This window comes from Micromonospora sp. Llam0, assembly GCF_003751085.1.
GTDB lineage: Bacteria > Actinomycetota > Actinomycetes > Mycobacteriales > Micromonosporaceae > Micromonospora_E.
In genome coordinates this window covers 191596-210751 of sequence record NZ_RJJY01000001.1, presented here as the reverse complement: position 1 = coordinate 210751, position 19156 = coordinate 191596, and the positions used below count along the sequence as shown (strand labels likewise).

Genomic DNA, 19156 nt, shown 5'->3' with positions numbered 1-19156 from the left:
CCGGATGCTCCGCCGGACGTCAGGCGGGATGCTCCGCCGGACGTCAGGCGGGATGCTCCGCCGGACGTCAGTCCGGAGCGTAAATGGCGACCCAGTCGATCTGCAGGTTCACCACGTCCGGTGTGGTCTCGTCCGGGCAGGCCTCCCAGGTGTGCCCGCAGTACCACGCCTGGCTCTGCAGAGCCAGCGCCATCGGCTCGTCCGGAACCTGGTCGCCGGTGATCGTCGCCCACGGCTCACCGTCCAGGGTGTAGACCAGCCGGTCCGGCGTCCATTCCAGACCGGCGGTGTGCCAGCGGGTGAAGTCGCCGCCGACGTCGTGCCCGATCCGGTCGCCGGTCACCGGATGCAGCACCCCGTACATCCGGTCCCGGCCCTTGCCGTTGTCCTCGGCGATGTCGATCTCCGGCGGGTAGACGTTGTCGCCCGGCCAGAGCAGCAGCGCGTACGCGATCCCCGTGCCCTGGTCCATCCGGAACCGGATGTCGTACCGGCCGTAGCTGCGGGTCACCGCCCGCCGGTTGGACACCCCGCCGGTGACGTAGATGTTGTCCCGGCTGGCTTCCCGCCAGCCGCCGATGGTGAGCATGCCGGCGCCGACCGACACGTGGCCGGGGTCGAACCAGCCGCCCGGATCACCGTCCGGCTGCCCGGAGTAGGCGAACCAGTCGTCGCTCAGCTCGGTGCCGTCGAAATCGTCGACGAAGATCTGCCGCCAGCCGGGCAGATCGCCGGAGGGCAGGGCGATCCCGGACGGGTTCGTCGTCCGGTCGCCGCCGGCCGCGGTGGGTGGCGGCCCGGCCGGCGGCGGTCCGCCGCCGGAATCCGGCTGACTTGTCCCGTCGGGCTGGTCCGGCTGACTGGTCTGGTCGGGCGGGTCCGGCTGGTTGGCGCGGTGCTGCAGCAGCGGGACCAGCACACCGAGGGTCAGTACCAGCGCGGCGAGGCCGGCGGCGACCGCGAGTGGGCCGCCGCGCCGCCACCGACGGCGGGCCGTCACGTCAACTGCCGGCCGGCCCGCCGGGCCACCCGCCGGGTCAACCGCCAGGCGGGCTGGGCCAGCCGTTTCGCCTGCGGCACCATCCGGGGTCCGCCGGTGCGGACCAGGTCGAGCAGCGCGGCGCCGTCGTGGTCACCGGTCGGCAGCAGCCGGGGTACGGCGAGCCGCCGGTCGCCCGGCCGGTACCGCCGTCGGCCCACCTCGCACGCGTTGTCGTGCCCGGCCCGGCGGACCGCCGCCCGGACCCGCCAGTCGTGGTAGCCGTGTGGGTAGCAGAACGACCGGACCGGGGTGCCGAACCGCTGCTCGAGACGGTCCCGGGCGACGATGATCTCGTCCACCGCCCGCTGCGGCGGCAGGACGTCGAGCGGATGGTGCAGCAGACCGTGTGAGCCGATCTCGACCCGGCCCGACCCGGCCACCTCGTCCAACTGGGTCCAGTCCAGCAGCGGGCCGAACTCGTCGGCCCACTGGCCCAGCCAGTCGGCGTACTGCCCGAGGTGCCCGACCGACGGGTAGAGGGTGGCCCGGGCGTCCGCGGCGTCGAGCAGCGGCAGCGCCCGGGTGAGGAAATCGGCGTACCCGTCGTCGAAGGTGAGCGCGACCATCGACGGAGCCGGCCGGTTGCGGTCGATCGCCGCGTCGTCGAGCAGGTCGAGCGCCTCGCTGAGGCCGACCATCCGGTAGCCGGCGTCGGCGAGCGCGGCGAGTTGCTCGGCGAACCGGGTCGGTCCGACGGCGAGCGACCGCAACGGCCCGCGGGCCGCCGAAGAGATCGAGTGGTACATCAGCACGGGCAGCGCCGGTCGCGCGGCACTCGGGCGTGCCGCGGAGCTGTACGCCGGAGGCTCGGACCCGGTCATCCGGGGTGTCTACCCGGCCTACGCGGGGCAAACCTGCTTCTCGCCGCTGCTCCTTGTCGCCGGCCGTGCTCGGCGGTGACCGCCGAACCGGCCGTGGCTGAACTGGCTGGGGTCGGAGTTCGCCAGGGCAGCCACGGCCGGTGGTCGTTGGTCCGGCACTGGGGAGCATTGGACCAGCTGGAACAGCCGTGAAACTTCCGGGATCTGTCCGGTATTTTCGGCTGTTCTGTCGGTCAGGCTACGGCCGGACGGTACAGCGGTCAATCAATGCCGAGGGTTACCAGGGTGCTGTCCAGTGGACGGTCCCGTGGCGGTCATCGGCGCGGTGGTACGGCGAGGCCGAGAGTCGCCCGGACCGCGTCGTATGCCGGCTTCGGCTGGTACTCCTCGTCCAGGATGTTCGCCGCGCCTTCGCCGTCGAACCAGTCCGGGACCCAGGAGTACTTGTCGGTGAAGCCCCAGAAGGTGAACGAGTTGCACCGGTCCGCCAGCAGGCAACCCTGCAGCAGGGTGTTGTAGCCCTGTGCCTGCGACTGCAGCTTGATCACGTCGGTCGGCATCGGCATCCGGACGTCCGCTTCGGTCACCGCGGTCTCCAACCCGAGCGCCTCGAACCGGCGCAGGTTCTCGGCGACGGCGGTTGCCGACCAGAAGCCGTACTGGATTCCGAGATGGCCCTGGATCCCCATGCCGTGCACCGGAACCCGTTGCCGGCGCAGCTCCCGCACCAGGTCGTAGTAGGCGGTGCTCTTCGCGCTGATGCCCTCCACGTTGTAGTCGTTGAGGAACAGCTTGGCGGTGGGGTCGGCCCGGTGCGCCCAGCGGAACGCGTCGGCGATGTAGGACGGCCCGAGCTCGCGCAGCCAGATCGAGTCCCGCAGTTCGGCGCTGTCGTCGAAGATCTCGTTGGCCACGTCCCACTGGTGGATCCGGCCCTTGAAGTGGCGGACCGTCTCGGTGACGTGCTGGCGCAGGATCTGCCGCAGCTCGGCGGCGTCGATCTCACCGGACTCGACGCCCTCGGTCAGCCAGGCCGGGTTCTGGTTGTGCCAGACCAGGACGTGCCCACGGACGACCTGCTTGTTGCGGCGGGCGAAGTCGACCAGCTCGTCGGCGGGCCCGTAGTCGCGCTCGCCCCGGACCGGCTCCAGCGTCTCCCACTTCATCACGTTCTCGGCGGTGACGCTGGAGAACTCGGTGGCGATCCGGTCGCGGTAGGTCTCGTCCTCGGCCAACGCGGTCATGTTGACCGCGGTGCCGACCTGCAGCTTGTTCCACTTGGCCAGGCCGCGCAGGGACTGGTCGGAGATGGGTGGGCCGCCGGCGGGCGGGCGGCCGGAGTGGGAGGTCGCGGAAGCGCTGGCACCAACCGTAGCCATCATGGCCACGGAGAGTACGCCAGCGGCGAATATGCGGGTCGCCTTCATGGCATCCTTCCGGGACGGTGCGGCGGAAGCACCCGGGACGCGAGGCCGAAAAGCCCCCGAAACCAGGACGGTGGTTTCCGGAATACTTCCGTAAGTTGATTGGAACCTATGGCCGCCGGAGGCCATAGTCAACCCTGGATGCGAAGCTGGCAGGCCGGGCAGGCCGGGCAGGCCGGAGGACGCCGTCAGGCGGCGGAGTGCGGCCAGCGGGTCAGTCGACCCAGCCACACTTGCGGGAGAACCGCAGCAGGTGGCCACGCAACTCGACGATCTGCGCACCGGTGAGGTACGGCGCGTCGGACAGCAGCAGCTCCGTGATCCGCTGCAGGTACTCCGGCTCGGAGAAGATCTCGCAGAGCTCGTCGTCGCCGCCCTCGCCGGAGGTGCCCGCCGGCCGGCTGACCGCGCCGCTGGCGGAGCCGGTGGCGTCGTCGATGATCTCGACGTCGTACGCCTTGGGACCGCGACCGCCGTCGATCACTTTGAACGACACCCGGGTGCCGGTCGCCACCCGAATTCCCCGTTGCGTGAGCTCACCGGCGTGCACGAAAACGTCGTCGCCACCGTCGTCCGGGGCGATGAACCCATAGCCGCGCCCCTCGTCGAACCTGACCACCCGGCCGGCACCCATACCGCAGCCTCCTCACCGACCCCGTTCGCGACCGCTACGGCACCCAACCACTGGGCACCCCGGACCACGGCACCCCGGACCACCACAACCACGACCGCAACCGACACGTACCCAGCACCATACCAAGCGCAGGCATGGATGCCGGGTACGTATCGTCACACGGGTGCCGGCCCGGTCAGCTCGCCGTGCAACTCACCGCAGGTGTGCTGTTGGTGCCGTTCCACGAGCCCAGGAAGCCGAAGCTGGTGCTCGCTCCGGCGCCGAGTGCCCCGTTGTAGGCCACGTTCCGGGCGGTGACCGAGGCCCCCTGGCTGGTGACGGTGGCGTTCCACGCCTGACTGACCGTCTGACCGTTGGCGAAGGTCCAGCTCACCGTCCAGTTGCTGATCGGTGCGGACCCGGCGGTCACCCGCACCTCACCCTGGAAACCGCCCGGCCACTGGCTGGTCACCGAGTACGTCGCCGTACAGCCGGCGCCAGGGGGTGGCGTGGTCGGCGGCGGCGCGGTCGTGGGCGGCGGTGGGGTGGTCGGCGGCAGCGTCGTGGGTGGCGGCGTCGTTGGCGGCGGCGTGGTCGGGGGTGCGGTCGTCGGCGGCGGCGTGGTGGTCGGTCCGCCCCAGCCGGCCGTGGAGTCCAACCAGGCCGCCCGCTGCAGCGTCCAGTCCCGCATGTAGTCGACCTGACCCCGCCAGGTCGGGGCGGTCGGGGTGAAGAAGAACCCGATCATCGGTGAGGTCAGGTTCGGCCACCGTTGGAAGTTCCGTTGCGCACCGTTGGTCAGCGGTGCGGCCAGGGCGTCGATCCGGGCCCGCAGCGACGCGTCGGAGAGCAGACCGCGCCGCAGCGACTGCCAGCGCAGCCGTACCTCGTTGACGAACGCCGGGTCACGCATCAACTGGTTGAACCAGTCGTTCGCCACCGGCTGGCGAATCTGCTGGTACTGCCAGCCGGCGGTCTGGTCGTTCTGGAAGAAGCCGCCGACGCCGAAGGTCAGGTCGTAGTCCCACAGCGGCCCGGCGAAGATCTTCGTGTCGCGGTCCTTGTAGAAGTAGGCGCTGCGGATGTACGCGTCCATCTCCCGGCTGAGCTCGTTGAGGATCATCTGGTCGATGAACGTGTCGACCTCGATGTACGCCCGGTAGCCGGTCTCCGGGTCGGCGAAGTTGGGTGCCCGCAGCACATCGTGGAACTCCTGCAGATAGCTGCGCAACCAGTCGGCCTGCTCGGGCTGCAACGGGTCGGGGTCGGCGACCTCCAGGTAGTTCCAGCAGGTGGCGGCCGGCCCGGTGCAGGGCAGCGTCGGCTCCTCGGCGGCCATCCACTCGAACTTCCAGATGTAGCCACCGGTGATCTTCGGCAACGTCCGGTCGTCCTCGTCGAGTTGCTTGAGGTCGAGCCGGACCTTCGAGTTCTTGATCGTCTCGACGATCATGTAGACGCCCATGTAGTCGTCGTCGCCGACCGGGGTGGCGTCGGTGTTCCGGTAGAACTCCACGAAGCGGTAGCGCGGGGCGTACAGGCCCATCTCCCGGCCCAGGTCGTAGACGAACGCCTCGCGGATCAGCGACTTGTCCGGGAAGGGGCCGCGCAGCACCCAGTCCGACTGGGCGGGCATGCCCAGCACCGGGTAGTCGGCGTCATCGTCGTCGTTGTCCCAGAACTCGAGCCGGTACGGGGTCTTCTCGAACGTCGACGACGACTGGCCACGCAGCTTGAACCCGGCCCGGGTGGCGACCGCCGGGGCACCGTCCAACGCCGTCGTGCCGGCGCCCGGGTCGAAGATCATCAGGGACGAGTCGAAGTACTCGCGGGCCGGCCGGCCGGCACCGTAGGTGTCGACCACGACCACCGGCAGGTCGTGGTTGGTGGTGACGGCGCGGGCGACGTACATCGCGGTGCCGGGCGCGCCGGAGGCCGTGCCGCCGACGAACGCCTGGGCTCGCAGCTGGGTGGTGCCGGTGAAGCGCAGCGCGGCACCGGAGTAGAGCGTGGACTGCGCCGTCGGCAGCTGGCCGTTCGTGGTGTAGCGGATCTGCGCGCCGCTGACCGTGGTGCTCAGCGACACCGCGACCTCGCCCTGGAAGGCGCCACTGGGCACCGAGAACTGGATGTCGCCGACCAGGTCGTCGGCCGCGTCGGCGGCCGCAATCTGGTCGGCTGCGGTGAACGGTCCGCTGCCCGTCTTGTCGACGCCGGTACCCGGGTCGCTGCCGGCGACCGGCTCGGCACCGGCCGGCGGCGAGTGGGAGACGAGCAGCCCGGCGACCAGGGTGGCCGCGACCGCGACTCCCACGGCGCGGACGGCCGCCGTCGCGGCTCCGGTGCTATGGACGGTTAGACGCACGATGCCTCCTGTTCGATGTGGTGTACGACGCTCGGCGTCAGGTGCGTCGCCGGGCCCGACGGCCGACCCGACGACGCGGAGATGCCGCAGAAGTGCCGACGCAGGGTGCGTCGCCACGGGCCGTCCGGCAGGTCCGGCCGCAGCGCGGCCAGGCCGGTGGCGTACTTGGAGATGCGCATCGGTCGGATGCCGCCGCGCCACAGCAGCCGGTCGGCGGCCGCGGCCGCGGCGCTCGACTTCGTCTCGACGACGGCGAGCTGCGGCAGCGTCAGGCTCGCCGACCCGCACTGCCAGCGCAGCTCGGTGTCGATGGTGACCCGGCTGAAGCTCCGGTTGGTGGTGGCCGGCAGCAGCAGCGTGCTGCGCCGGTAGCTGGTGACCAGGGTCGGGGCGAAGTCGCCGTCCGCCGGGATCGCCTCCCGGGAGAGCACCTCGTCAACGAACTCGCGGCCAGGAGCGACCGTGCTGCGGTCCTGCGACCGGTACGGCAACCGGTGCTTGGTGATGCTGTCCCGGGCACCGTTGATCTTGACTTCCAGCCAGCAGTCGTCGGAGTCGAGGTAGGTGCGGGTACGCACCTTGAACCGCCGACGACGGCGGTAGGCGGCACAGTGGTAGCTGGCCAGCCAGGGAGTGTCGAAGTAGACCGACTCGTAGCGGAACGACCGCTCGGCGTCGATGTCCAGCACCCGGGTACCGACAGGCAGTTGGCTCAGCAACGACGGCAGTGCGGTCAACGGCACGACGTACTTGCGGTCCACCCTGGTCTGCAGCGCGGCGCACTCGATCAGCTCGGCCAGGTCGATCGGAGCCATCTCGCCGAGTGCGGCGGCGATCGCGAGCGTCGTCATCGGCCCGCTCCCGCCGCAGCCGGAGCACCCGCCGCGGCCGGAGCGGTACGCCGCCCGGCCAGCGAGTACCGTACGTCCACGATGGTCGTCTCGTTGACCAGGTCGAGCCGTTGGATGGTGGCGCCGTGCACCCGGGCGCCGAGCAGTTGCTCCAGCTGCGCGACCAGGGCGACCTGGTCGGTGACCGCAGAGTCGAGCACCATGATCTGATGGCGGTAGTGCCGCAGCAGCCGGGGGTGGTCGCCGAGGAACATCACCGCCAGGATGAGGGCCATCAGGCCGGCGCTGAGCCAGATCGAGGTGGTGCTCAGCGCGCCGAGGATGCCCAGCGCCAGGGCGGAGAAGTAGTAGGCGACCTCGTGCTGGTCCAACTCCGTCGAGCGCAGGCGGATGATCGACAGTACGCCGAACAGCGCGAGCCCGAGGCCGAGCCCGGCGCCAACGTTGCTGGCGCTCAAGGCACTCGCCACTGCCAGGACGCCGACGTTGACCCCGAGGTAGGCCACGACGAGGTCCCGACGGCGGTGGCGCGGGAAGTAGAGCCCGAAGACGAGCAGCGCCACCGCGCCGATGTCGATCGCGAACAGGACGAGCTGCGTCATCTCGTTCGTTCCTCCTGGGTCGCTGTCGGACGCCGACGCGCCCTGCCTGCCGTCCACACCGCCCCGGCGGGCAGGCATGGATGGCGGGCGAACAGCGCCGGAATTTCCGGTAAACTTTCGGGAACTCTCTCGAAACGGTAGCCATCCCATCGAGAGACGTCAATGCCTATTGGGTGTGGTCTGGGTAGGGGTGTCGCCACTGCCCGATTCGGACTCCGGCAGCCGCCGTCGAACGCCGGCACGAAACCCCTGGTACGGACGGGCGGTGGCCGCCTGGCCGGGTGACACCCATACCCGGCCAGGCGGCGTAACTTTCAGCCCCGGGTCAGTCGTGCCGCAGCGTGACAAAGAACTGGCCGGCGGCGCGGCTCAGCGCATCCGGGACGAGGCGGACGCCGTAGCGGCCGCGCTGCTACCGGGCCGACCGGCTGGTGCCGCGTACCCGGTCGGTCTCCGGAGCGTCGACGGGGTCTGGGTCGACGAGCCGTACACCTACAGCGGACCGGATCTCTTCACAGAACAGTGACTCACTTGGTAGCAGGTCGACAGTTGCTACGAGTCCTGTTCGGGCTGCTCAGCCACGAAGACACCGATGCCCGTTCGCCCGACAAGCTCATCCAGTTCGATCATGGAGTCGACGGCACGGCGGACGGTCATGTGACTGGTGTCGTACTCGTCGGCCAGCAGCCGGACCGACGGAAGCTTGCTGCCCGGCGGGTAGATCCCGGCCCTGATCTTCGCCCGCAGATCATCCCTGATCTGGCGCCAAAGCGGCTGGGCGTACGGCATAGGTACAGCCAAGCAACCATCCCGCCCTCCGTCCTCGGCATCCCCTTGCTATCTTTACAGGCTTTATAGGTCTGGTAGGCTCGCCGTCGTTGTCATCGACGTTCGGGGGGAAGTCGTGGAGCAGCGGAGCAGGCGGGGGGCGAGTGGCGCCTCGGCAGGGCGGCAACGCCACATCAGCTGCCGGGTAGACGAGCCGTACACCTACAGCGAACCGGATCTTCACAGAGCGATGGGCACCGAGCGGCCGACCCGGCCGGTTACCCCTCGGTGTCGTGCAGGTCCGGTCGGTGCTGCTTGATCCACCGCTCGACGTCCTCGGTGCGCCAGATCCGACCTACGGACAGCACCACCACCGGGTCAGGAAACGACTTCGAGTTGGTGATCTGGTAGGCGCGGGTACGCGAGACGCCGAGCATCTCCTGCACCTCCTGGCTCGCCACCAGTCGAAGCTCTCCCATACCGCCACGGTAGGAGCATACGAACTGAACACATGTTCTCTGAGCATGTGCACTCTATCGATGCTCTCAGCATGTAAGCTCATCACTCGAGTAGTACTCGACGTTCGGGGAGGAAGTCGTGGAGCAGCGGAGCAGGCGGGGGCGGGTGGTGCATCGACGGGGCGTACTCGTGGAGCCGTGGCAGGTCAGGGCGGTGCAGTTTGGCACGCGGTGGCGTGGGCTGGACCCGGCGGCGGTGTACGCGTACCTGCGGCAGGTCGCCGACGAGTTGGACCGGCTGACCCGGCAGGCCGCCGTGGACCGTGCCGAGGCCGACCGGCTGCGCGAAGGTCTGCGGCAGTGGCGGCAACGCCACGTCGGCTGCCGGTTCAACGACCCGCCCGCCGGCGTCTACCAGTCGGAGCACCAGCGCCAGACTGGCGGCAACGGAGGTCACTGGTGAGCGACGAACCGCGCTGGACCATCCACCTGCCGACCCGACTCACCAGCATCGAAGCCGCCGCCCGGTTCGCCGCCGCGCTGCGGGACTCGCTGGCCCACCTCGACGTCGTCGACTTCGCCGACACCACACTGTCGGCCACCGACCGCCCGTCGCTGCGTACCCGGGTATGGGGTGACCCCAGCCCGGATCCGGCCGGCGGCCACCCGGTCAGCGACCGCACCGCGCCGGCCGATGACTGACCCCGTCCCCCGCCACGTCGAGATCGACCACCTGACGGAGCTGGTCGACCGGCACCCACCGCGCGCCGGCGACTGCACCTGCGGCGACCCGCTCACCGCCACCGGGCGCTGCTGGCGCGCCGACGTCGCACTCACCCGGCTCCACGACCTCGGCGTCCACATCGTCGCCGTCGACCAACCGGAGGATGCCGGATGAGCCTGCACGTCCCCACCCGCCCCAGCTGGGCCTGCGCCGGCTGCGGCCACGCCTGGCCGTGCTCGGACAGCCGGCAACAACTCACAATCGAGTACGCCGACGCCCGCGTCTCCCTGTCGATCTACCTCGCTACCAACATGGTCGAGGCGATGACCGACCTGCCGGCCGGGCACGGTGGCGACCTCCGCTGGCGTTTCCTCGGCTGGCTGTGATGTCGATGTCGATCCTGCGCCCCGGCGACGAACCGATGCACTACGACGACGGCTCACACCGCTGGATCCCACCCGACCCGGACTACGACCAGGCGACCTGGGACAACCAGGTACGCGAACACCAACACCAACACCGGCAGAGCCCGGATCCGCCCCTGCCCCGCTACCGTCTCATCCGGAGAACCGCCGCCGGGTGAGTCAGCCCGGCCATACGCCAGCGGTAGGAAGGTGATCGACATGGCTCAGGCTGCGATCGCGCGACGAGTGTCTGCCGCCCGCGCCACGACCCTCGCTGGAGCGTGGCCGGCGGCAGCGGCCGCTGTCGGCACCCTGGCCGCTGTGCTGGTGCTGGCCCGCCAGGCCCGCCCCGTCGTCGAGGCCGCCGCCTGGTCGTGGCGCTTCGCCGAGCGGGCACCGACCACCATCATCGGCCCGATCGGCACCGCCCGGCTGGCCGGCTGGGCGCTGCTGGTCGCGGCGCTGGTCGCCGGCTGGCACGCGGCAGCGGCGCTCGGTGCGGGCACCGCCGTCGCGGCCGAGCTGGCGGTGCTGGTCACCGGGGTACGCGACCATGCCGCGCCCGGTTGGCACCTCCTGCTCGCCGTGGTCGTCGCCGTACCACTGTGCGGGTCGCTGCTGCCAGCGACCAGTGGTGGCCGCGAGCAGCGACCGCTTCCGGGCCGGTTCTGGGCCGCAGCGGCCGCGATGGGTCTGTGTGCATCGCTCAGCGCCGCTGGCGCGCCGCTGGTGGCGGATCGATTCGGCGATACCGTGGCGATCCGCACCATTCCAGTGGCGCGCATCGGGTTCGGCGCACTGACGTTCATCGCACTGCTCAGCCTCGATCCACCGACGCGGTTGCCGCTAAATGTTGGTTGAACATTTCTGTATTGGGGTGGTGGGGCGGGCGTGAGGGAGTCGCCGATCACGTGATCGGCTTGCTCCGAGGGTGAGGGTTCGAGGTGGAACGGGGATTGTGGCCTGTGGTCGGGCCGCCTGGTTTCGGCTGGTGGGGTGTGGTCAGCCGGGTGCCGGCTGGACGGCGGTGAACAGGTTGTCGAACGCCGCCTGCCAGGGCCAGTACTCGGGCAGGTGTAGGTGGATGGTGCGGGCCCGGTGGGCGAGGCGGGCCGCGACGGTGATGATCCGGGTCCGGATGGTGGCGGGTCTGGCGGTCGACCAGGTGCCCGCGGCGAGGTGTCCGGCGGCGCGGGTGAGGTTGTGCGTGATCGCGGCGCAGGTCAGCCAGGCGTCGTTGGCGCTGAAGTGTCCGGAGGGCAGGTGGGCGAGGGGCCCGGTGATCAGGTCGGCGTTGACGTGCTCGATGATCGCGTGTTGCCGGTGCTGGGCTTCGGCCTGGACGAGGGTGTACGGGCTGTCGGTGAACACGGCGTGGTACCGGTAGGTCGGCAGGAGTTCGTCCTGGCCGGGGATCTGTTGCGGGTCGTCGCGGCGGACGCGGCGCACGATCAGCCGGGCGGTCGCCTCGTGTCGGGTGCCGGCGAACGCGGTGTACGTGGTTTCGGCGATCTGCGCGTCGGAGATCCACCGGCCGGCGTCTTCGTCCCAGACGGCCTGCGGATAGGTGATGTCGACCCACTGGTCGGCGGCGATGCCGTCGCACGCGGCGCGGATCTTCGGGTCGATGCGGCAGGTGACCGAGAACCGCACGCCACGACGCCGGCAGCCGCTGATCACCGTCTTGGCGTAGAACGCCGAGTCCGCTCGCACCATGATCTCCCCCGAAGCGCCGCATGCCCGGGCGGTCGTGATGGCCTCGGCGATCATGGTGGCGGCGCCCCGGGCCGAGCCGGCGTTACCCGACCGCAGCCTCGTGGCGGCGATCACCGGCGCGGACAGCGGGGTGGACAGCGTCGCGACCAGGGGGTTGTAGCCGCGCAGGTAGACGTTGTAGCCGCCGACCTTGGCGTGGCCGAACCCGATGCCCTGCTTCTGCTTGCCGTACACCCGCCGCAGCATGGAGTCGATGTCCACGAAGCACAGGGTGTCGGCGCCGGTCAGGATCGGTGCCCGGCCGGTCAGACCGATCAGGGTGTCGCGGGCGGCGGCCTGTAACTGCCGTACGTGCCCGTGGGTGAACGTACGCAGGAACGACCCGAGTGTCGACGGCGCGTACACGCCGCCGAACAGCGACCGCATGCCGCCGTGCCGGGCGATGTCGAGGTCGTCGATGCTGTCCGCGCCCGCGAGCATCCCGGCCACGATCGTGGCGACCTTGCCGGCCGGGTTCGCGCCCTTGTCCGTCGGTAGCCTGACCCGGTCTGCGACCGCGTCGTGCAGACCGGCCTGCTCGGCAAGGCGCATCACCGGAACGAGACCGGCACACGACACCAGATTCGGATCGTCGAACGTCGCGCGCACCACCGGCGCGTCCTGGCGTATTCTCACCTGCGAGGTGCCCTCTCGAACCGAGTGATAGAAGCGTCAGAACTCCTATCCTTCCAGTTCAGAGGGCACTTTCTGTAGCCGGGGTCCTGCCGGTCAAACCTTCATCGGTGGATCGAGGCTCAGCCTCGTCGCGGTGCTGGCATTGCCGGTTGCCGTACGCCGCCGGGCGGTGGTGCTGCTCGCGACCGTGGCGGCCCTGCTGGCGACGACGCAACTCGGCTATGACGAGGCATTCATGTCAATGATCGACTACCCGGTCCTGCGTGACCAGCCGGCTACGGCGTTGGTGCTGGCCGCCGTGGCAGCGACCGTGGTACTGGCGCTCGGCACGCTCGCGGTGCGTTCACGGGAAGGAGCGAGCAGGTGACACCGAAACCCCTTGGCGATGCTCGGCGGGATCTCGCGGAGATGCTGCCCTGGGCGAGATCTCTCCCGGACTCCGAGGTCGACCAGCTGATCGCGGAGTTGGGCGCCCTGGCTCGGGACGGAAGAACGCTGGCGGCGCTCGACTCAACGGCCACTCTGCTCACGCAGTGGCGGCATACGGCGGAGATATACCGCGACCAGGCACTGCTGGAGATCATCAGCAGCGAGCCGAAGGGCGACTTCGGGACGGTCGAGCGCCCGGAGAGCGCCCCAGATCATCATCCATCAACTGTAGTTTCGTGCGACGGGGTCGCGTGAAACTACAGTCTTTCTGTAGTTCCACGCGAGGGTCACCGCTCTCCTCGGCGCCAAACCGCCTGGGCGGGGATCGTCTGGCACTGTGGCAGCGGCTACGCCGACTGGCCATCGAGCAGCGTGAATGGTTCCCATCACGATGTGAGGCTGAGATACGTTATTCCTGCCGGGTAAGGTATCTCAGCCTCACATCGTGGCGTGCAGTCGGATCGGTGACGTAACCCATCGCCGGGACAGCAAAGCGCGAACACAGACGGCACAGTAGTCCGATGCCCCGTGTCGCCCGGATTCCTCGCGAGTTGCGCCTGAGACCGTTCTCTGGCAGCAACGCGGTAGCCGCCGGGCTGCTCACCAAACGCAGTCTGACCGGCCCCGCCTGGCGTCGGCTCTTTGCCGACGTGTATGTCCAAGCAGCAGCGTTCGACGATGGCGACCACCGGATGTGGTGCGAGGCGGCGGCGGTGAAGATGCCTGCGGGCGGCGCGGTCAGCGGCCTGAGCGCCGCGTACCTCTGGGGTGTCGACCTGCTGCCGCGCCGCAGCCCGGTGCACGTCACCTTGCCCCGCTCGGCGCGGCCCAGCCCCCACCCGCGGTTGGCCGTCGCCCACCGGTCACTCGGCCGCGAGGACGTGACACGACTGTTCGGCGGGATACCGCTGACCACTGAGGTCCGTACGGCGTTCGACCTGGCCAGATCGCTGCCGCGCGCCGACGCGCTGGCCGCCGTTGACGCGCTACTGCACAGCCGGGTGCTGCGCCGCGAAGCACTGGCACGCTACGTCGACTTCCACGCCGGCCTGCCCGGCGTGCGGCGGGTACGGGAACTCCTACCCCTCGTCGAGGCGCTGAGCGAGTCGCCGATGGAGTCGCGGCTGCGCCTGCTGCTGCACGATGCCGGCCTGCCCCGCCCGACGTCGCAGTACGAGATCCGACTCCCCGCCTCTGATCTGACGCCGGACGCCAGAACTGGCGCAGCGGCAACTGATGCGAGGCGGCGCGGGCGTCTCCTGGCCCGGGTCGATCTGGCCTATCCGCAGTGGCGGATCGCCATCGAGTACGAAGGTGATCACCACCGGGAGCGGGCGACGTTCCGCCGCGACGTGGGTCGCTTGAACGCGCTGCGGGCAGCCGGCTGGCTGGTGCTGCGGTTCACGGCAGACGACGTACTCCGACAAAAGGACCAACTAATCCGAACTGTCCGGCAGGCCATTGCCGAACGAAGCTGACCGCCGCTGCCCTCCCCCACGATGTGAGGCTGGGATACCTGACCCGGCTCGGGTTAGGTATCCCAGCCTCACATCGTGACACCGACTCGACCGCCTCCGGTGGCCCGAACGTCAGCGGTGCGCGACGTGGCGGATCACCCTGGCCTGTAGCTGGGCGCGGACGCTCAGCTCCGCCGCTTTGAACGCGTGCTCCTGGGTCATGGCGTTCTCGGTCCGGTGCAGGCAGTCGAGGATCAGCTGGCCGAAGTACGGATAGCCGACCTGACCGGCGGCGACCAGGTGGTGCTCCCCCGTGCCGTCGACGAGGAAGACGTGACCGGGGCCGGAGTCGGAGTCGGTCGCTACGTTGACGTATTTGCGCAGCTCAAGATAGCCGTCGGTGCCGAGAATGAAGGTGCGCCCGTCACCCCAGGTGCGCAACCCGTCGGGAGTGAACCAGTCGACCCGGCAGTAGCCGGTCGCGGTGCTGTTCAACACCAGGCCCAGTTCGCCGAAGTCGTCGAGCTCCGGGTACTGGGGGTGGTTGAAGTTGCCGACGGTGGAGTGGCTGATCTCGGCGTCGGTCGAGCCGGTGAAGTACAGCATCTGTTCGACGTTGTGGCTGCCGATGTCGCAGAGGATGCCACCGTACTTCTCCTTGACGAAGAACCAGTCCGGGCGGCCGGCGGCGGACAGGCGGTGCGGCCCCAGGCCCATGACCTGCACCACCCGGCCGATGGCACCCCGGTTGACGAGCTGACCTGCCAGCACCGCCGCCTCGACGTGGATCCGCTCCGAGTAGTAGACCGCGTACTTGCGTCCGGTGCGCGCGGTCGCCTCGCGCGCGGCGGCCAGCTGTTCCAGGGTGGTGAGCGGGGCCTTGTCGGTGAAGTAGTCCTTGCCGGCCGCGATGACCCGCAGGCCGAGGGCGCACCGTTGCGAGGTGACGGCGGCACCGGCCACCAGGTGGACCGCGTCGTCGTCGAGGATCTCCGCCTCGTCACGCGCCACCCGCGCCTGCGGAAACCGCTGACGGTACGCGTCGACCTTGGCCGGGTCGGGGTCGTACACCCATTTGAGGGTGGCACCGGCGCCTAGCAGGCCGGTACTCATGCCGTAGATGTGCCCGTGGTTGAGACCGATCGCGGCGAAGACGAACTCCCCCGGTGCCACCACCGGGGCCGGCACGGGATCCGGAGCGTACGTCGCCCCGCTGACGGTCGTCACGTGTCCGTCTCCTTCAGTTGTCGTGGTCGGCCGTGCCGCCGACGGTAATGGCACCGGGCAGGTCCCGCACCGCGGCGGTCTTCTCGAAGAACCGCGGCGCACGCCGTACCAGGGTGCCGCGGTGGCAGTAGGGATCGTTCGGGGACAGCGGGAGGGTCACCGGTCGGCGTTCGATCCCCGACTCGTAGATCGCCGTGACCAGCTCGACCGCGTTGCGTCCGTCGGTGCCGCTCACCGCAGGTGCCGCCTCTTCGCGGACCGCGTGCAGGACGTCGCCGATCTGGCCGGTGTGCCCGACGTGCGCCAACGGGCGGTGCGCCTGCGCGAGAGCATCGATGTCGGCGAGCAGGTCCGGGTTGCCGCCCGGCGTGGGGAACCCGTTCGGTGCACTGGTCTCGGCCACCGTCCGCCACGGCTGGGAAACCCGGGCGTACGCGCCCTGGACGACGATCTCCTGTTCTTCGCCGTGGTGCACCACCGAGCTGGTGAGCTGGGCCAGCGCCCGGTCGTACTGCAGGATCGCGACGGACAGGTCCTCGACCTCGGCGTTGTCGTGCTGCGAGTTGACCAGCATCGCGGTGACCGCCGACGGACGGCCGAGCATCCACATGGTCAGGTCGATGTGGTGGATGGCGTGGTTGAGGGTGCAGCCACCGCCCTCGGACGCCCAGGTCCCCCGCCACCACAGGTCGTAGTACGGCCGCCCCCGCCACCAGGACGAGTTGACCTGCACGTGTGACACGGGCCCGATCAGACCAGAGTCCAGCACCGCCTTCAAGGTGGCCATGTCGTCGCGGAACCGGTACTGCGCGACGACCGACAGCAGCTTGCCCGACTCCGTCGCGGCCGAGATCATCGCGTCGCACTCCTGCAACGACGGAGCCATCGGCTTCTCCACCAGGACGTTGACGCCCGCGCGCAGGGCCGCGATCGTGAGGTCGGCGTGCGTCGACGGCGGCGACGCGATGCTGACCAGGTCCAACTCCTCGGCGGTGAGCAGGGCCCCGGCATCGTCGTAGACGCGGGCATCGGTGAGATCGAAGGCCGTCCTGCACTCCTGCGCCTTCGTCAGGGTCACGTCGCAGACGGCGGTGATCCGGCAGTCCTCCCCGAACTCCTGGTAACCGGCGATGTGCGTACCGGCGATGCCGCCCGCACCGATGATTCCCACCTTGAGCATGCCGTCCTCCATCTCGTACGGGTCACGCGAGCCACCGATCGGGCGTCTCGTCGGTGCCGCGTACCACCGCGGTGGCTGCTCCTGCGGGTCTCCGGAACCCATCACCCAGTCGAAAACGATCAACGGTATTGACTGACATGAAGATCATACACAATAGAAAACCGGCCTTGACCGTCGACCGGGTCGATCCCTAGTCTCGATAGCAGACGGGGACATCACTGTGATCACCTTGAGCCGTACGGCTTGGAGAAGATCCCATGAGTCTCGCAGCGGTCCGTGCCCGACTCCAAGACGTTCTTAAGGATCTTGCCGCCGAGACTCAGCGGTTGGCGGTCATTCGCCGCGATCTTGAATTCTCTCGATCCCAGCTGGAAACGATCACCCGCAACAGCCGACATCAAGCCGTAGCCGACACGATCCTGACCATCACGACTTCGATCCGACGAATCAGCGAAGCCGAGAAGCTTTCTCATGCCAGCGCCTTGGGAGTCGTCGCCTACGGGCGAATCCTCGGATTCGATCTAGCCGCCGGGGTTGCCACGGGCACGGCAAAGTCGGCTGGGTTGATGTTTAGGCTGGTTGGAGCTGTAGGAGTTTGAGGATTCGGCTGTTGTTGCGGGCGTTGTAGCGCAGGGCGGCGGCGATGTTGGTGGTGTCGTGGATTCTCAGGAGGCTGACCGACACGTTTCGTAGGGTCGCCATGACACGCGGCGCGTTGCCGGTACGGATCCGGGAAGCGTCCTCCCGAAAGGTCACATCCCTCACCCAGTGGAGGACCTCGATTCCCCAGTGCTGACGGACGTAGGCCAGCAGATCAGCGGCGTCGGCCTGTCCGGCGGTGAGGCTGGTGACATACAGCATCGCCTGGTAGCTGGTACGGCCCTTCACGGTGACGGCGCGCTCGATCAGTAACACCTGCGCGACGTGCGGAAAGTTCAGATCCGGCGGGGCGGGCATGACCTGGACGGTACGTGCCTCGTGGCGGCCCCGGTCGTCATCCACACTGCGCCCGGTGACCGGCACCCCGGCCCAGTCCAGCGCGTTGAGCCGGTCGAACAGGGTCGGCTGGTTGTCGAGCACCGGGAACACGAAATGCGCCTCCTTGACCTCCTGAGGTGCCCCGAGGATTCCGGACAGGGAGCCAATAAGGTTACCCTGTTAGGAAAGTCGAGGGAAGAAGCGCGATGGCACGCATAAGCTCATACACCCCAGAGTTCCGTGAAGAAGCAGTGCAACTCGTTCTACAGTCGAACAAGCCAGTGTCGCAGGTTGCCCGGGAGATCGACGTTCATCCGGAGACGCTGCGTTCCTGGGTCCGCCAGTACCGGCGGGAAAACAGCGGCGCCCAGAACAGCCCACAGATCGGCGTCGACGAGCGCGCTCGACTGAAGGAACTCGAACGCCGCAACCGGGAACTCGAAATGGAGAACAGCTTCCTGAAAAAAGCCGCGGCGTACTTCGCGAAGGGCCCTCGGTAACGAGCTTGTACGAGTTCATCGAGACGATGCGACTCGACACCGCGAAGTACGCCTACCCCGTCGACTTCATGTGCGAACAACTCGGCGTGTCCAGGTCCGGATACTACGAATGGCGAACCCGCCCCGACTCCGCGACCGCCACCCGCCGCGCCCACCTTCGATCGGCCATCGAGGAGGTGTTCGCCGCGTCTGACGGCACCTACGGGCATCGACGTGTCCACGCGCAACTGCGGCGCCAGGGCGTGTCCGCCGGGCCGGAACTCGTCCGCCAGCTGATGCGCGAGCTCGGGCTCGTGCCGTGCCAGCCCCGCCCGAGGCGGTGGGGACTCACCCAGTCGTCGTCCGGCACGGTGCCTGACCTCGTCGGCCGGGAGTTCACCGCCGACGCGCCTGGGGAGAAGCTCGTCGGCGACATCACGTACATCCCGACCGGCGAGGGGTGGCTGTATCTGGCGACCGTCATCGACTGCTGCACGAAGGAAGTCATCGGGTACGCGATGGACGACCACTACCAGACGCCGTTGATCTCCCGCGCCATCCGTAACGCCGCCCGGAATCGCGAACTCAGGAAGAACGCCATCTTTCATTCGGACCGGGGCAGCAACTACATGTCGGACGACTACGGCAGAACGCTTCGGGATCTGAGGTTGCGGCGATCCGCTGGCCGGACCGGAATTTGTTTCGACAATGCGATGGCGGAATCGTTCTTCGGTGCGCTGAAGAACGAACGCGTGTCGCGTGTGAAGTATCCCACGCGTGAGGCGGCACGTCGGGACGTTACTGCCTACATCGAATTCTGGTACAATTGTCAGCGTCTGCATTCAGCGGTGGGCTACCGACCTCCCCGGGAAGTCCACGCAGAGTTCGAGAACCTTCAAATCGCGGCGTGAAAGAACCGGCCGAACCACTGTCCGGAAAACGC

At 68.8% G+C, this 19156-nt stretch carries 24 protein-coding genes and 2 pseudogenes; 11 read left to right on the top strand and 15 right to left on the bottom strand.

What is annotated here, in order from left to right:
• Positions 1 to 67: 67 nt before the first annotated feature.
• The 8 genes and pseudogenes from EDC02_RS00990 to EDC02_RS00960 all read right to left on the bottom strand — a co-directional run bounded on the left by EDC02_RS00990 (position 68) and on the right by EDC02_RS00960 (position 7718).
• Positions 68 to 1000 carry a family 16 glycosylhydrolase gene (locus tag EDC02_RS00990; RefSeq protein WP_123600299.1) on the bottom strand — a complete coding sequence of 311 codons (933 nt, stop codon included), beginning with the start codon at positions 998 to 1000 and terminating at the stop codon, positions 68 to 70.
• Positions 997 to 1863: a polysaccharide deacetylase family protein gene (locus EDC02_RS00985; protein WP_123600298.1), complete on the bottom strand. Its 867-nt coding sequence runs from the start codon at positions 1861 to 1863 to the stop codon at positions 997 to 999. The genes EDC02_RS00990 and EDC02_RS00985 overlap by 4 nt, the downstream gene beginning before the upstream one ends.
• A 314-nt stretch (positions 1864 to 2177) precedes the next feature.
• Positions 2178 to 3290: an endo-1,4-beta-xylanase gene (locus EDC02_RS00980; RefSeq protein ID WP_123600297.1), complete on the bottom strand. Its 1113-nt coding sequence runs from the start codon at positions 3288 to 3290 to the stop codon at positions 2178 to 2180.
• Between the two features lie 211 nt (positions 3291 to 3501).
• Entirely contained in the window at positions 3502 to 3921 is a 420-nt protein-coding gene (locus EDC02_RS00975) for a cold-shock protein (protein ID WP_123600296.1), read from the bottom strand.
• Positions 3922 to 4096: 175 nt separating this feature from the next.
• Positions 4097 to 4507: pseudogene (locus EDC02_RS42625) on the bottom strand (cellulose binding domain-containing protein); the annotation flags it as partial.
• Positions 4508 to 4567: 60 nt separating this feature from the next.
• Positions 4568 to 6019: pseudogene (locus tag EDC02_RS42620) on the bottom strand (CotH kinase family protein); the annotation flags it as partial.
• A gap of 236 nt (positions 6020 to 6255) precedes the next feature.
• Positions 6256 to 7116 carry a polyphosphate polymerase domain-containing protein gene (locus EDC02_RS00965; RefSeq protein ID WP_123600294.1) on the bottom strand — a complete coding sequence of 287 codons (861 nt, stop codon included), beginning with the start codon at positions 7114 to 7116 and terminating at the stop codon, positions 6256 to 6258.
• On the bottom strand, positions 7113 to 7718 hold the full coding sequence (locus EDC02_RS00960) for a DUF4956 domain-containing protein (protein ID WP_123600293.1): 606 nt from the start codon (positions 7716 to 7718) through the stop codon (positions 7113 to 7115). Before EDC02_RS00960 ends, EDC02_RS00965 begins: the two co-directional genes overlap by 4 nt.
• 331 nt (positions 7719 to 8049) lie before the next feature.
• Between EDC02_RS00960 and EDC02_RS00955 the strand changes: the two genes are divergently transcribed.
• The gene (locus tag EDC02_RS00955) at positions 8050 to 8244 is read left to right on the top strand and encodes a hypothetical protein (RefSeq protein ID WP_123600292.1); all 195 of its coding nucleotides are present in this window, start codon (positions 8050 to 8052) and stop codon (positions 8242 to 8244) included.
• A gap of 26 nt (positions 8245 to 8270) precedes the next feature.
• Here EDC02_RS00955 and EDC02_RS00950 read toward each other — a convergent pair whose 3' ends face one another.
• Together EDC02_RS00950 and EDC02_RS00945 are read right to left on the bottom strand one after the other, a co-directional pair.
• Positions 8271 to 8507, bottom strand: a complete 237-nt coding sequence (locus EDC02_RS00950; protein WP_123600291.1) for a GntR family transcriptional regulator — start codon at positions 8505 to 8507, stop codon at positions 8271 to 8273.
• Positions 8508 to 8764: 257 nt separating this feature from the next.
• Positions 8765 to 8965 (bottom strand): AlpA family transcriptional regulator, encoded by a 201-nt coding sequence (locus EDC02_RS00945; protein WP_199757465.1) that lies wholly within the window; start codon positions 8963 to 8965, stop codon positions 8765 to 8767.
• 145 nt (positions 8966 to 9110) lie between these two features.
• Here EDC02_RS00945 and EDC02_RS00940 point away from each other — a divergent pair, with 145 nt between their 5' ends.
• Genes EDC02_RS00940 through EDC02_RS00915 form a run of 6 tightly spaced genes read left to right on the top strand, consistent with a single transcriptional unit; the run spans position 9111 to position 10933 of the window.
• The gene (locus EDC02_RS00940) at positions 9111 to 9407 is read left to right on the top strand and encodes a DivIVA domain-containing protein (RefSeq protein WP_123600289.1); all 297 of its coding nucleotides are present in this window, start codon (positions 9111 to 9113) and stop codon (positions 9405 to 9407) included.
• Complete coding sequence (locus tag EDC02_RS00935) at positions 9404 to 9646, top strand: hypothetical protein (RefSeq protein ID WP_123600288.1); 243 nt, start codon at positions 9404 to 9406, stop codon at positions 9644 to 9646. The genes EDC02_RS00940 and EDC02_RS00935 overlap by 4 nt, the downstream gene beginning before the upstream one ends.
• Positions 9639 to 9842, top strand: coding sequence for a hypothetical protein (locus EDC02_RS00930; protein ID WP_123600287.1), 204 nt, complete (start codon positions 9639 to 9641; stop codon positions 9840 to 9842). The genes EDC02_RS00935 and EDC02_RS00930 overlap by 8 nt, the downstream gene beginning before the upstream one ends.
• Complete coding sequence (locus tag EDC02_RS00925) at positions 9839 to 10054, top strand: hypothetical protein (protein WP_123600286.1); 216 nt, start codon at positions 9839 to 9841, stop codon at positions 10052 to 10054. The genes EDC02_RS00930 and EDC02_RS00925 overlap by 4 nt, the downstream gene beginning before the upstream one ends.
• Positions 10054 to 10251 carry a hypothetical protein gene (locus tag EDC02_RS00920; RefSeq protein ID WP_370461404.1) on the top strand — a complete coding sequence of 66 codons (198 nt, stop codon included), beginning with the start codon at positions 10054 to 10056 and terminating at the stop codon, positions 10249 to 10251. The genes EDC02_RS00925 and EDC02_RS00920 overlap by 1 nt, the downstream gene beginning before the upstream one ends.
• 40 nt (positions 10252 to 10291) lie before the next feature.
• A complete protein-coding gene (locus tag EDC02_RS00915) occupies positions 10292 to 10933 on the top strand; it encodes a hypothetical protein (RefSeq protein ID WP_148083294.1) in 642 nt (213 codons plus the stop codon).
• A gap of 141 nt (positions 10934 to 11074) precedes the next feature.
• On the opposite strand, the gene EDC02_RS00910 is transcribed toward EDC02_RS00915, so the two are convergent.
• Positions 11075 to 12463 carry an IS1380 family transposase gene (locus EDC02_RS00910; protein WP_199757464.1) on the bottom strand — a complete coding sequence of 463 codons (1389 nt, stop codon included), beginning with the start codon at positions 12461 to 12463 and terminating at the stop codon, positions 11075 to 11077.
• A gap of 133 nt (positions 12464 to 12596) precedes the next feature.
• On the opposite strand from EDC02_RS00910, the gene EDC02_RS00905 reads away from it, so the two are divergent.
• From EDC02_RS00905 to EDC02_RS00895, 3 genes are all read left to right on the top strand, one after another.
• A complete protein-coding gene (locus tag EDC02_RS00905; protein WP_123600284.1) occupies positions 12597 to 12830 on the top strand; it encodes a hypothetical protein in 234 nt (77 codons plus the stop codon).
• Entirely contained in the window at positions 12827 to 13147 is a 321-nt protein-coding gene (locus EDC02_RS00900) for a hypothetical protein (RefSeq protein WP_148083293.1), read from the top strand. Before EDC02_RS00905 ends, EDC02_RS00900 begins: the two co-directional genes overlap by 4 nt.
• Positions 13148 to 13413: 266 nt before the next feature.
• Positions 13414 to 14370, top strand: coding sequence for a DUF559 domain-containing protein (locus tag EDC02_RS00895; protein WP_123600282.1), 957 nt, complete (start codon positions 13414 to 13416; stop codon positions 14368 to 14370).
• A 111-nt stretch (positions 14371 to 14481) separates the two neighbouring features.
• Here EDC02_RS00895 and EDC02_RS00890 read toward each other — a convergent pair whose 3' ends face one another.
• The 4 genes from EDC02_RS00890 to EDC02_RS00880 all read right to left on the bottom strand — a co-directional run bounded on the left by EDC02_RS00890 (position 14482) and on the right by EDC02_RS00880 (position 17884).
• Positions 14482 to 15576 (bottom strand): Gfo/Idh/MocA family protein, encoded by a 1095-nt coding sequence (locus tag EDC02_RS00890; RefSeq protein ID WP_123600281.1) that lies wholly within the window; start codon positions 15574 to 15576, stop codon positions 14482 to 14484.
• Between the two features lie 13 nt (positions 15577 to 15589).
• Entirely contained in the window at positions 15590 to 16858 is a 1269-nt protein-coding gene (locus EDC02_RS00885) for a Gfo/Idh/MocA family protein (protein WP_233606319.1), read from the bottom strand.
• A 122-nt stretch (positions 16859 to 16980) separates the two neighbouring features.
• Positions 16981 to 17229: a hypothetical protein gene (locus EDC02_RS39430; protein ID WP_148083292.1), complete on the bottom strand. Its 249-nt coding sequence runs from the start codon at positions 17227 to 17229 to the stop codon at positions 16981 to 16983.
• Positions 17230 to 17326: 97 nt separating this feature from the next.
• Positions 17327 to 17884 carry an ISAs1 family transposase gene (locus EDC02_RS00880; RefSeq protein ID WP_255500574.1) on the bottom strand — a complete coding sequence of 186 codons (558 nt, stop codon included), beginning with the start codon at positions 17882 to 17884 and terminating at the stop codon, positions 17327 to 17329.
• A 56-nt stretch (positions 17885 to 17940) separates the two neighbouring features.
• On the opposite strand from EDC02_RS00880, the gene EDC02_RS00875 reads away from it, so the two are divergent.
• Positions 17941 to 19124 (top strand): IS3 family transposase gene (locus tag EDC02_RS00875; protein WP_123600279.1). Its coding sequence is split into 2 segments (ribosomal slippage): positions 17941 to 18208 and positions 18208 to 19124, totalling 1185 coding nucleotides; the frame shifts between segments, so codons are not numbered across the junction.
• The last annotated feature ends 32 nt before the right edge of the window (positions 19125 to 19156 follow it).

Excerpts from the sequence above, each read along its gene's own strand:
- EDC02_RS00985 (WP_123600298.1), bottom strand. The coding sequence starts at position 1,863 with ATGACCGGGTCCGAGCCTCCGGCGTACAGCTCCGCGGCACGCCCGAGT.
- EDC02_RS00980 (WP_123600297.1), bottom strand. The coding sequence starts at position 3,290 with ATGAAGGCGACCCGCATATTCGCCGCTGGCGTACTCTCCGTGGCCATG.
- EDC02_RS00975 (WP_123600296.1), bottom strand. The coding sequence starts at position 3,921 with ATGGGTGCCGGCCGGGTGGTCAGGTTCGACGAGGGGCGCGGCTATGGG.
- EDC02_RS00965 (WP_123600294.1), bottom strand. The coding sequence starts at position 7,116 with ATGACGACGCTCGCGATCGCCGCCGCACTCGGCGAGATGGCTCCGATC.
- EDC02_RS00960 (WP_123600293.1), bottom strand. The coding sequence starts at position 7,718 with ATGACGCAGCTCGTCCTGTTCGCGATCGACATCGGCGCGGTGGCGCTG.
- EDC02_RS00950 (WP_123600291.1), bottom strand. The coding sequence starts at position 8,507 with ATGCCGTACGCCCAGCCGCTTTGGCGCCAGATCAGGGATGATCTGCGG.
- EDC02_RS00945 (WP_199757465.1), bottom strand. The coding sequence starts at position 8,965 with ATGGGAGAGCTTCGACTGGTGGCGAGCCAGGAGGTGCAGGAGATGCTC.
- EDC02_RS00930 (WP_123600287.1), top strand. The coding sequence starts at position 9,639 with ATGACTGACCCCGTCCCCCGCCACGTCGAGATCGACCACCTGACGGAG.
- EDC02_RS00925 (WP_123600286.1), top strand. The coding sequence starts at position 9,839 with ATGAGCCTGCACGTCCCCACCCGCCCCAGCTGGGCCTGCGCCGGCTGC.
- EDC02_RS00920 (WP_370461404.1), top strand. The coding sequence starts at position 10,054 with ATGTCGATGTCGATCCTGCGCCCCGGCGACGAACCGATGCACTACGAC.
- EDC02_RS00915 (WP_148083294.1), top strand. The coding sequence starts at position 10,292 with ATGGCTCAGGCTGCGATCGCGCGACGAGTGTCTGCCGCCCGCGCCACG.
- EDC02_RS00895 (WP_123600282.1), top strand. The coding sequence starts at position 13,414 with ATGCCCCGTGTCGCCCGGATTCCTCGCGAGTTGCGCCTGAGACCGTTC.
- EDC02_RS00885 (WP_233606319.1), bottom strand. The coding sequence starts at position 16,858 with ATGGGTTCCGGAGACCCGCAGGAGCAGCCACCGCGGTGGTACGCGGCA.
- EDC02_RS39430 (WP_148083292.1), bottom strand. The coding sequence starts at position 17,229 with ATGAGAAAGCTTCTCGGCTTCGCTGATTCGTCGGATCGAAGTCGTGAT.